Source organism: Synechococcus sp. CCY9201 (assembly GCF_034931105.1).
Lineage (GTDB): Bacteria > Cyanobacteriota > Cyanobacteriia > PCC-6307 > Cyanobiaceae > CBW1002.
On the sequence record NZ_JAYGIC010000061.1, the window covers coordinates 20,221 to 29,962 of the forward strand.

Sequence of the window (9,742 nt, forward strand, 5' to 3'; positions counted from 1 at the left end):
CATGGGCCGCCAACTCTGGGTGCTGCTGTTGCTGGCGACCTTGGGACTGGTGCTGCTCCTGCCCTTCCCAGCCCGGCTTGCCGCCCAGCCGTCCACCGCAGGCGGTCCCAGCGAGATCCGGGGGGTCTGGATCACCGCCAACGACATGGGAGTGATGCGGGACCGGGAGCGGATGCGACAGACGGTGGCCCAGCTGGCGGAGCTGAATTTCAACACCCTCTATCCGGTGGTCTGGAACTCCGGCTTCGCCTATTACCCCAGCCGCGTCTCGGAGGATCGCGGCCTGCAGACCTTCACCTACCGCGGGCTGCAGGGCCAGGACATCCTCGCCGAGTTGATCGAGACCGCCCACTCCCATGGCCTTCTGGTGGTGCCCTGGTTCGAGTTCGGCTTCATGACACCACCCGATTCACTCCTGGCCCGGCGGCATCCCGGCTGGCTGACCCGCACACAGGACGGCGGCCTCACCTCGATCAGCGCCGCCGGAAAAGTGTCCTGGCTCAATCCCTTCCGCCCCGAGGTGCAGGAGCTGATCACCGATCTGGTGCTGGAAATCATGGGCCAGTACGACGCGGACGGCATCCAGTTCGACGACCACATGAGCCTGCCGAGGGACTTCGGCTACGACCCCTTCACGCTGGCGCTGTACGAAAAGGAGACCAGGAAGCCGAACTCAAAGGCACCCTCCACGGCATCAGCACCTCCCACTCCACAGGATCCTGCCTGGCTGAAATGGCGGGCGGACAAGATCACGGCTTTCATGGGCCAGCTGCGGAAGGCGGTGGAGGCTCGCCGACCAGGGGCAATCTTCTCTGTGTCGCCGAATTACTACGACTTTGCTTACAAGCTGCAGCTGCAGGACTGGCTCACCTGGGTGAGACGCGACATCGCAGACGAGATCCTGATCCAGATCTATCGCCCCGATGTCGAAAGCTTTCTACCCCATCTCAGCCGGGTGGAGGTACAGGAAACCCTGCAGAAGATCCCCACCGGCATCGGCATCATGAGCGGTCAGCGCACCAGACCCGCACCGATGGACTTGATCCAGTCCCAGGTGCTGGCCGCCAGGGAACGGCAGCTGGGGGTTGCTTTCTTTTATCTCGAAAGCCTCTGGGAGCAAAGCGGCGAACCGCGGGAGGCGCGGCTGGAGGGCCTGCGGCAGCTCTTCCCCACCCCAGCTCCGCGACAGCGACGGGCCCGCTCGTCGCCGCTTTCGCAGCCGGCAGCCCCGACAAGCCTCCCGAACCAACCTGGAACACCACCTCCAGTCACGCCAGTTCCCGGAACAGCAGGCCCAGGCAATGCACTGCCGGCGAGACCCCTGCCTTTGCCACCTCCCCTGCCGAGCCTGCCGGGAGCCTTCGCTCCACACGCTGCCCCGCCTCAGCCCACCACTGCATTCTCCGCAGTGCTGCAGGAGGCCTGAACAGGTTGCGTGAACACGCACCAAACCTGGATCAGGGAAGGATAGACAAGGTCTCCCGGATTGGATCGACGACTTGAGGGACACAATCCCATCCCAAGTCAGAAGGCCACATGATCAGCTTCACTTTAACCAGTTGCACTTTAATCAGCTGCACGCTGACCCAAGCAAGCTGAACGTTTGAACTACAACTTTAGAATCTGTGCTTACAATAATTTCTGACAACATCCTCCCGGCATCGTTTCTACCATGCGCATCGCCATTTCAGGCTCCCACTCACTGGGGAAATCCACCGTGGTCAGCGACTGGGCCGCCACCCATCCATCCTTTCACAAGGAAGAAGAACCATACCGGGCACTGGGACTGCACGGCCCCTACGAGATACTGTTTCGCGAGAACTCGACACGATTGCAAAATGGAATTCAGATGTACTACAACATCTCCCGGATTCACCGCTACTCAAGCCCTTCGGATAACGTCATATTCGATCGCGCACCCGTCGACTACCTAGCCTACTCACAATACACCGCAAACCAACAAACAACCGACATTGACGATGAATTTGTCGCCTCAATGATTCCTCCCGCAAGGGAGTCTCTGGACCACCTCGACATTCTTGCATTCGTACCGAAGTCTGACGCCTGGCCTGTGGCGATGGAAGAAGATGGCATCCGACCGGTGGATCATGCCTACCGTGATGATGTTGATGCCATCTTCAAGCAGATCTATCGCGAAGGGCGCTTCAATGTCATGCCGACCCAACAGGCTCCAATATTGATCGAGCTGGTTGGACCAGCAGAGCAACGACTTCATCAACTGCAGAACGCCATCCTCGAGCTTCAGCAACGCACCAAGCTCGCCGGATAAAGACGTGCGGCAGAGCCTCCGAGTCGGCAGGCTCACCTGACGATCGGGCAAATACAAGACCAGTCCCGCCCCTGGACAACAGCGCTACAGCCATACTGTTCTGGATTCATTTCCGGGCTTCTTCGTTGTTCCAGTCGTCACGTTTGAGCAGGAGGGCTGGTGTGATCACGCGCAGAAAAATCTCCATCGACCACAAAGCCATGCCAACCGAGGCCAGGTTGATCAGCCAGCCGAACACGATGAGAAGAGGGAGAATCGGCAGCGTGTCTGGTGACATCCGGGCGATGGCGAGATCCAGGCAGCCATCGAGAACTGCAAAGACTGAGGCCAGAAACATCAGGATGGAAGCTCGGTATGCGGCGGCGGCACCGATGCGGGAGGCTGTGTTGACGCTGAGCAGCAAGCGGGCCACATTGACCTGAAAGTTGCCCACCACAAACAGCACCGCAAATGTGCTGAAGGTAGTGAGCTGGCGCAGTTGTGTGATCTCGCGACCCTCGATGATGAGATAAAGAGCTGCGAGAGCCCAGATCATGAACCTTGACAAGTTGGTGAGGGGCCACAGCCTCGTAGGGACACTGGCGTCTCCCTACGCCGGCATGCTGATCGAGAATGGGATCGGGGTCTTGCTTCCCAGACGGATCAAAGATCTCGAGCAGACGCAATCGGGCGGGCACTCGCGCATCGATGAGCATCTGCGCAGGATTCAGGCTCTGGGCTGTGCCCTCCTGACGCCGCGGTTACTCCGCATCGAGCAGCTCGGCCAGCGGTACGAACGTGTAGCCGAGCCGTTGCAGGTCGGGAATGATCCGGCGCAGGGCTCGGAGGGTTCGCCCACTCAAGGCCGGCGTGTCTTGCAGCACCAGGATTCCGCCGGGATGGGCATTGATCCGCACGAACCAGCGCACGAAACCCAGCGGTGGCCGCGCAGCCACTCCACCATCGGCCGGTGAAACCATCCCTGTCCGGGGCGGCACCAGCGCCAGGTGAGCCGTTCCGGCAGAGCGGCCCGCTCGATGGTGAGGGCCAATCGGCTGCGATCCGCCGCTCCGCAGAACACCACATCCGGATGGCGCCGGGCCAGCACGGTGCGGATCAGCAGGGAGGGCAGCAGCAGCCCGAACACCACCAGATCCAGCAGCAGCAGCAGGGAGATCCCATCCACCGGGGTTCTCGTCCATGGCCCCCCATCCTCGGGCCCGTTCTCCCTCGCCACCCAAGCGATCAGACTTCCTACGATCCCCCGATCGGTTTCCTGGCGATGGGCTCCTCTTGCTCCCCGGATCCTCTGACCAAACACCCAATCAGGGTTCTGGCAAGCGTTTCCTCCCTGGCCACCATCGCTCTGGCGACGGCCCTCGGGCTACCGGCCCCGACCCGTGCGGACACCACCCCGGATCCGGCACGGGTCGTAGCCCAGGCCCCCGCACCTGCCATCACGATGCAGCAGGCCATCAACACAGCCACTGCGGCCGTCCCCGGGGGACGGGTGATCGAGATCGACCTCGACCGGGAGAAGGGCCGCGTGATCTGGGAGGCCCTGGTGGAGAGCTCAACGGGCCGCTTCGAGATCTATGTGGACGCCACCACCGGACAGATCCTCAAGAAAGAACGCGACGACTGACGGTCCGCATCACAGTCTTCTCGGCGCTGGGCAACTTCCGTTGGCTGATCCAGAGAAGGAGCTCATGGCCGTCAACGGTGGCATGGCTCTGCTGGCCGGCGGCGACACGATCCATCGCCATGAGCATTGAAGGCGCCCTCGCGATGCTGCAGCAACAGGAGCGCTGGCTGATGCAGCTGCGCGACGAGAGCCCCGGCATCGTGGCGCCCTGCTGCTGGAGGAGATCAGCTGGCAACCCCAGGTCTTGCATGACGCCATGGAGCACCGCATCCATCGGCGCACAGCCCATGTCTTTCATGCCGAGCTGTCAGTGCCGTTGCAACAGCTGCACCTACAGGAGGGCCAGGACATGGCGCAAGTGACAGCAGAGGAGCTGCTGTCGGGATCGATCTGGAGCGCCCGTCTTGGCAGCCGCCGCCCGCTGGCCGATGGGCTGTTGGAGGTGATGCAGGATCTACTCGGAGATACGCCCCCTGCTGGAGAGGCTGGGGCAAGGTGAATACAACAGAAGCCCGGAGCTTGGCCCCCGGGGGATTGTCGGCTCTGCCGTGATCGTTCGATCTGAGAGTCTTGGATTGTGGGCGGAGTTGCAGACGCTGGCAGCTGGGGCCGGGGTTTCAGTGGGGTTTCCCATGGGGTCCCGGCTGAATGCCCAGGGACTGCAGACAGGCACGACCCAGCTGCTCCCGGTTGGAAGTCACCTGAGGGCCATCGGGCTGTGGCACCACAGATGAGCCACTGGAGCGAATCCGCTCAACACCAACGGTTGCTGGAGCCCACCATGAATCATGGGCCCGCGAATCCCTCACAACAGGGTGGGCTTCTCTTCCGCCAAGATGTGGAGCAAGCCAATGCCCACTCTCCATGCCGCTGCGTGCATGTCACTTGCGCGTTCCGGCACCGCGCCGGTTGCGTGTTCCGCTGGCGATGGGGCTGATGGCGCTCTCGCTCACCAGCTGTTCTGAACCGCCACGAGCGCAACAGGGCGGCCCGCTGCCGGTGCAGACAGAACCGGCCCAGCTGGCAACCTTCAGAACCAGCGTTGAGACGGTGAGCAGCCTCGAGGCCCTGGATCTGGTCCAGCTTTCCGCCCAGGAGGACGGCAGGATCGTGAACATCCTGGTGAGCCAGGGCAGCCAGGTGCAACAGGGTGACCTGCTGCTGGTGCTGGATCAGGAGCAACAGAAGGCCGATGTGGTCAACCTGCGGGACAAGGCCGCGACGGACCAGCTCAACTACGAGCGCTACGAATCGCTCGTCCGCCAAGGGGCCGCCAGCCAGATCCAGCGGGACCAGTTTCGCCAGGAGGCGATCGCCTCCAGGGAGGCCCTCAACGCCAGGGAGGCCGATCGCCGCTACCGCAACATCCGCGCCCCGATCAGCGGCATCGTCGCCGACCTGCAGGTGAAGCAGGGTGACGTGATCGAGAGCGGTGACCCCTTCACAAAAATCGTGAGCAACGACCGGTTGATGGTCAGGATCGAGGTGCCATCGGTCTACGCGGAGCGGGTGCGGATCGGCCAGAGCGTGCTGCTGACCGATCCGGCCACCGACCGGCCCCTGGCCAGTGGCCAGGTGGAATCGATCGATCCGGTCGTCGGCGACAGCCAAACACTGCTGGCCAAGGCCGAGTTCGACAATCGGGGAGGCCGATTACGCAACGGCGTCAAGGTCCGCACCCAATTGGTGCTGGAGCAGAGCCAGCAACTCTCGGTACCGTTCAAGGCCGTGCAGCAGCTCGCCGGCCAGAGCTTTGTGTTCATCCCCGGCAGCCTTGCCCAGCTGCGCGCCAATCCCGACAGGGCCGACCTGGCCGCTCTCGCCCAGTTGCCGGCCACCACGCGCGTCGCCCTGCAGCGTCCTGTGGTTCTCGGGCCACTGCAGAACGACCGCTTTCCGGTACTCAGCGGCCTGAGCCCCGGCGAGGCCGTGATCACCTCGAACCTGATCAACCTCCGCCACGGCCTGCCGATCAAGCCCAGGCCCTGAACCGCCAGCTGCCCCATGTCGCTCTCGAACCAGTTCATCCGGCGACCGGTGCTCACGGCGGTCTTCAGCCTGCTGATCGTGATCGCTGGACTGATCTCAATCCCGCTGCTGCCCGTCGAGAACCTGCCGGACATCGCACCGCCCACCGTGAGCGTGTCGGCCAGCTACACCGGTGCCGATGCGGTCAGTGTCGAGCAGGGCGTCACCGCCGTGCTGGAACAGCAGATCAACGGTGTCGAGGGGATGGACTACATCACCTCGAGCAGTGCCTCCGATGGCAGCAGCACCATCACGGTGGTCTTCGCCAACGACAGCGACAAGAACATCAACCAGGTGAACGTCCAGAACCGGGTGGGGCTGGCGGAACCCCAGCTGCCGGAGGAGGTGCGCCAGTCTGGCGTCACGGTGAACAAAGCTTCCACCTCGATTTTGCTCGTTTATATCTTCGGCAGCGCCGATGCCAGGAAGCCCTATAGCGTTGAGACGATCAGTGGCCTGCTGGACCAGGGCCTCACCGATGAGATCAAGCGGGTGCCGGGGGTCGGCGATGTGACCTACTTCGGCAACCGCCAGCTCGCCATCCGCGTCTGGCTCAACCCGGTCAGTCTGGCCGTCAATGGCCTGACGGCCACCGATGTGGTGGATGCCCTGACGAGCAAGAACCGTCTGGTGCCGGCCGGCCAGATCGGCGGTGCACCGGCGGCATCCGATCAGGCCTACACCTTCAGCGTTGAATTGCAGGGTCGGCTCACCTCCGTGGAGGAGTTTGAGACCATGGTGGTGCGCCGCACCGCCAATGGCGGTCTGGTGCGCCTCAAGGACGTGGGCCGGGTCTCCCTGGGAGGCGAAAGCTATGACGTGAGCAGCACGGATCTGCAGGGTGTTCCGTCGGTGGGGATGGCGGTGTATCAGCTGAGTGGCAGCAACGCACTTGAGGTGTCCACCGGCGTCAAAAAGGTGCTCGATGGCTTTGCAGGCACCCTGCCGGTGGGGGTGACGATGGAGAAGGTCTACGACAACAGCGATTTCATCAACGCCTCGATCGAAGGGGTGGTGGCAGCCCTGCGGGACGCGATTGTGCTGGTGGTATTGATCCTGTTCCTGTTTCTGCAGGACTGGAAGGCCACGCTGGTGCCCACGATCGCCATTCCCGTGTCGCTGATCGGCACCTTCGCCGTGGCCAAGTTGGTGGGCGTGTCGCTCAACCAGCTGACCCTGTTCGGACTTGTACTGGCGACCGGACTGGTGGTGGATGACGCCATTGTGGTGATCGAAGACACCGTGAGCAAGAAGCGCTCGGGCCTGAATGCCCTTGCAGCCGCGCAGGCCGCCATGAACGAGCTGTTCGGCGCGATCCTCGCCACCTCGCTGGTGCTGATCGCCGTGTTTGTGCCGGTGCTGTTCTTTCCCGGTGCGACCGGAACGATCTACAAACAGTTCGGCGTCACGATCATGGCGGCGATCGCCATTTCCACCTTCAACGCCCTCACCTTTTCGCCGATGCTCGCAGCCCTGCTGCTGGACCGCGACGACGCAGCACCCAGCCGTGTGAACTATGCCATCGGCGGAGCCACCCTGGGCTTCATCTTCGGAGTGTTGCTCAGCGGCGGCGGCGTGCTCACGATTCTGGGGGGCCTGGTGATCGGATCCCTGCTGGGCCTGGGTCTGAGCAAGCTCAGCGGCAGGCCACTGATGCTGCCCTTGGCCATGGCCGGCGCCCTGAGCGGCATGTTGATCGGAGGGGTGCTCCAGCCGCTCAGCGTGGTGCTCTGCACCGCCCTGGGCCTGCTGGTGAGCTGGTTCACGCCCGAGATCTTCAGCCGCTTCAACCTGCTCTATGCCGCGATGGAGCATCGCTATCACCACGGCCTCGACTGGGTGCTCAGTCACCGGCGTCTGGTGATGGGCCTGCTGCTGGGGGGCATTGTTCTCACGACTGTGGCCTTCACGAGGGTCCCCACCGGATTCGTGCCCGTGGAGGATCAGGGCTATGCCCTTGGCATCATCCAGGCGCCTGAAGGCACCTCATTGCCGAACACCGAGCGCATCAACCAACGAGTGGCCGAGATCCTGCGCAGCGAACCGGATATCGCCACGGCGGCGTTGTTCAGTGGAGCTGGTTTCGAGGGCAACACCCCCAACCGAGGCTTCTTCTTCTTCGGGCTGAAGCCATGGGAGGAGCGCCGCCGGGCTGATCAGAGCGCCGCGGCGATCGTGGGTCGCCTGAATGGAAAACTGTCGGTGATTGAGGACGCCCGCATGATCGTCGTGGAGCCTCCGCCGATCATCGGCTATGGAAATTCGGGCGGCTTTGAGTTCCAGTTACTCGACAAGAGCGGCGGCGCCATGGATCTGGGCAGGTTCGCCGGAGCCGCGGGCGAGTTGATCGGCAAGGCCAATGCCCAGGAGACGATCGGCGTGGCCTTCACCCAGTTCTCGGCTGAATCACCGAAGCTGCGGGTTCAGGTGGATCGCGATCGCATGGAGGCCCTGGATGTGGACTTCGGCGAGGCCATGCAGGCCTTGAGCGTGACCATGGGCGGCAGCTATGTGAACGACACGTTCCAATCCGGCAAGGTGCGGCGTGTCTACGTCCAGGCCGACCAGGGCTTCCGCGCCACCCCCGATCGTCTGAAATCGCTGTATGTGAACAACCGCGCCGGCAAGCCGATCGTGCTCTCGGAGTTCTTCCGGGTGGAACCCACCACCGGTCCTTCCGTGATCCCCCACTTCAACCTCTACCGCTCGATCAAGATTGAGGGGACCACGGCGCCGGGTCAAAGTTCCGGTGAGGCGATCAAGACCATGCAGAACCTGTTTCGCGATCTGCAGATCCATGGCCTCGGCTACGACTGGACCGGCATTTCCCGAGAGGAGATCAAGGCCGGTTCCCTGGGTCTGGCGATCTTCGCCCTGGGAATCCTGGTGGTGTATCTGGTGCTGGCCGGTCAATACGAGAGCGTCAGCGATCCGCTGATCGTGCTGATGACTGTGCCGACCGCCATGCTGGGGGCCCTGCTGTTCCTGAGCCTGCGGGGCGAAGTGCTGAACGTCTACGCCCAGGTGGGGCTGGTGATGCTGATCGGGCTGGCGGCCAAGAACGGAATTCTGATCGTGGACCTGGCGAATCAACGGCTGGCTGGTGGGATTGGTGTCTTGGAAGCCGCCCGGGAATCGGCCCGATCAAGACTGCGCCCGATCCTGATGACCGCCACCGCATCACTGCTGGGGTTCCTGCCGCTGGTGTTCTCCACCGGAGCTGGTGCCCGAAGCCAGATTTCCCTCGGCACAGTGGTCTTCGGTGGTCTGGCCGTCGCCACGGTGCTGTCGCTGTTCGTGGTGCCGGTGTTCTATGTGGAGCTCAAGGGCTGGCTTGGGCGCCAGGCAGACAGCAGAGAAGCGAAGAAGATCTGAAGGGAAGGTGGCTCAGCCCCCAAACTTCCTGTCCAACCACTGGGTCAACACATAGACGCCGATGAACATCGGCAGATAGGCGATCCACATGTTGGGCAGATCCAGCTCAGAGTTGTTAATCAACACAAGCCCCGCGTAACTGACTAGGCCATAGATCGACGCTCTGCGCAGGGGCCCGACTATTTTATTCATTTCAAGCGTCATAGTGGGACCTGCCTATGGTAGCTTGCATCGATAACTGAGCCAGCGCCGACATCAGAAGTGAGCCACCCGGAAGCGATGGGAGAGCCGTTGCCGACCCAGGGCCTATTAGAAGTCATCCTGATGGCTGTTTCTTCGCGGCTTCCTGCCACCCCAGCAGCCTCAGCAGACCCTTGATGTCGTGCGCGAGGGCAGCGATGGCCTCGGTGATCGACCAGATCCCA

Annotated in this window: 9 protein-coding genes; 6 read left to right on the plus strand and 3 right to left on the minus strand. The window is 62.7% G+C overall.

Features of this window, described 5'->3' with window-relative positions:
• Position 1 precedes the first annotated feature (1 nt).
• Both VB716_RS06175 and VB716_RS06180 read left to right on the plus strand, forming a co-directional pair.
• Positions 2-1,426: a glycoside hydrolase family 10 protein gene (locus VB716_RS06175; RefSeq protein ID WP_323270011.1), complete on the plus strand. Its 1,425-nt coding sequence runs from the start codon at positions 2-4 to the stop codon at positions 1,424-1,426.
• Positions 1,427-1,672: 246 nt separating this feature from the next.
• Positions 1,673-2,290 carry an AAA family ATPase gene (locus tag VB716_RS06180; protein WP_197156977.1) on the plus strand — a complete coding sequence of 206 codons (618 nt, stop codon included), beginning with the start codon at positions 1,673-1,675 and terminating at the stop codon, positions 2,288-2,290.
• Positions 2,291-2,396: 106 nt separating this feature from the next.
• Here the strand turns inward: VB716_RS06180 and VB716_RS06185 are convergent, their stop codons facing one another.
• Both VB716_RS06185 and VB716_RS06190 read right to left on the minus strand, forming a co-directional pair.
• Positions 2,397-2,825, minus strand: coding sequence for a hypothetical protein (locus tag VB716_RS06185; RefSeq protein WP_322758358.1), 429 nt, complete (start codon positions 2,823-2,825; stop codon positions 2,397-2,399).
• 303 nt (positions 2,826-3,128) lie between these two features.
• A complete protein-coding gene (locus VB716_RS06190) occupies positions 3,129-3,455 on the minus strand; it encodes a hypothetical protein (protein ID WP_322758357.1) in 327 nt (108 codons plus the stop codon).
• Between the two features lie 96 nt (positions 3,456-3,551).
• On the opposite strand from VB716_RS06190, the gene VB716_RS06195 reads away from it, so the two are divergent.
• The 4 genes from VB716_RS06195 (at position 3,552) to VB716_RS06210 (ending at position 9,317) form a co-directional block, all read left to right on the plus strand.
• Positions 3,552-3,914 carry a PepSY domain-containing protein gene (locus VB716_RS06195; protein WP_197156981.1) on the plus strand — a complete coding sequence of 121 codons (363 nt, stop codon included), beginning with the start codon at positions 3,552-3,554 and terminating at the stop codon, positions 3,912-3,914.
• 256 nt (positions 3,915-4,170) lie between these two features.
• Positions 4,171-4,413 (plus strand): hypothetical protein, encoded by a 243-nt coding sequence (locus tag VB716_RS06200; RefSeq protein ID WP_231598015.1) that lies wholly within the window; start codon positions 4,171-4,173, stop codon positions 4,411-4,413.
• A gap of 410 nt (positions 4,414-4,823) precedes the next feature.
• Entirely contained in the window at positions 4,824-5,903 is a 1,080-nt protein-coding gene (locus VB716_RS06205; RefSeq protein WP_323270012.1) for an efflux RND transporter periplasmic adaptor subunit, read from the plus strand.
• Positions 5,904-5,918: 15 nt separating this feature from the next.
• Positions 5,919-9,317 (plus strand): efflux RND transporter permease subunit, encoded by a 3,399-nt coding sequence (locus VB716_RS06210; RefSeq protein WP_323270013.1) that lies wholly within the window; start codon positions 5,919-5,921, stop codon positions 9,315-9,317.
• 12 nt (positions 9,318-9,329) lie between these two features.
• Here the strand turns inward: VB716_RS06210 and VB716_RS06215 are convergent, their stop codons facing one another.
• Positions 9,330-9,509: a hypothetical protein gene (locus VB716_RS06215; RefSeq protein ID WP_322758789.1), complete on the minus strand. Its 180-nt coding sequence runs from the start codon at positions 9,507-9,509 to the stop codon at positions 9,330-9,332.
• Between the last annotated feature and the right edge of the window lie 233 nt (positions 9,510-9,742).

Bases quoted from the DNA above. Each gene is read 5' to 3' on its own strand.
- VB716_RS06175 (WP_323270011.1), top strand. From the start codon at position 2: ATGGGCCGCCAACTCTGGGTGCTGCTGTTGCTGGCGACCTTGGGACTG.
- VB716_RS06215 (WP_322758789.1), bottom strand. From the start codon at position 9,509: ATGAATAAAATAGTCGGGCCCCTGCGCAGAGCGTCGATCTATGGCCTA.
- VB716_RS06185 (WP_322758358.1), bottom strand. From the start codon at position 2,825: ATGATCTGGGCTCTCGCAGCTCTTTATCTCATCATCGAGGGTCGCGAG.
- VB716_RS06210 (WP_323270013.1), top strand. From the start codon at position 5,919: ATGTCGCTCTCGAACCAGTTCATCCGGCGACCGGTGCTCACGGCGGTC.
- VB716_RS06195 (WP_197156981.1), top strand. From the start codon at position 3,552: ATGGGCTCCTCTTGCTCCCCGGATCCTCTGACCAAACACCCAATCAGG.
- VB716_RS06180 (WP_197156977.1), top strand. From the start codon at position 1,673: ATGCGCATCGCCATTTCAGGCTCCCACTCACTGGGGAAATCCACCGTG.
- VB716_RS06200 (WP_231598015.1), top strand. From the start codon at position 4,171: ATGGAGCACCGCATCCATCGGCGCACAGCCCATGTCTTTCATGCCGAG.